1 protein-coding gene is annotated in these 713 nt (G+C 59.5%); it reads right to left on the minus strand.

Going from position 1 to position 713, the window contains the following annotated elements; translation table 11 throughout:
- Positions 1–713, minus strand: a 713-nt coding sequence (locus tag LCF57_RS23265) for a ketoacyl-synthetase C-terminal extension domain-containing protein (RefSeq protein ID WP_226002844.1), incomplete at both ends; no start/stop codon positions are given.

The raw sequence follows: 713 nt of genomic DNA on the forward strand, positions 1-713 counted from the left end.
TCCGTCCATGGCTGTTCCTCGATGGCGGCCAGCAATCTCTGGACCTGCGCCTTCAGCCCTTCCTCATTCTTGGCCGACAGCACAATGATGGCCGGCTTCTCCGGGGTAACGGCAGCCGAGGCCGCTTCCTGCTGTGCAGGAATATATTCCTCAAGCACCACGTGCGCGTTGGAGCCTCCGGCCCCAAACGAGGAAATTCCCGCCCGTCTTGGGACCTCCTGTCCATCCACGACCGGCCGTTTCCAGTCGGCAAGCTCCTGCTGCACGGCAAAGGGCGTCTTGGCAAACTGGATATTGGGGTTCAATTCCTTCGCATGCAAGCTGGGCGCAAGCTTCCCGTGCTTCATTTGCAGCAGGATTTTAGTCACTCCCGCGATCCCCGCTGCCGCCTCCAAATGCCCGATATTGGATTTGACCGATCCAATCGCACAATACCCGCTGTCCTGGGTATCTCTGCCAAACGCCTGGGTCAGCCCCGTGATTTCTATCGGATCGCCCAGCGCCGTTCCTGTCCCATGGGCTTCAATATAACTGACGGTCCGCGCATGGATTCCGGCCTTGTCCAGCGCCGTGCGAATCAGCTCGGCCTGGGCCACCGGATTTGGCACGGTATACCCGTTCGTCTTGCCCCCGTGGTTGATGCTGGTGCTGCGGATCACCGCATAAATATGATCCCCGTCTGCGACTGCCTTGGACAAAGGCTTCAGCAGAAC

The organism is Paenibacillus sp. BJ-4 (assembly GCF_020404765.1).
In the GTDB taxonomy this organism is placed as follows: Bacteria; Bacillota; Bacilli; order Paenibacillales; family Paenibacillaceae; genus Paenibacillus.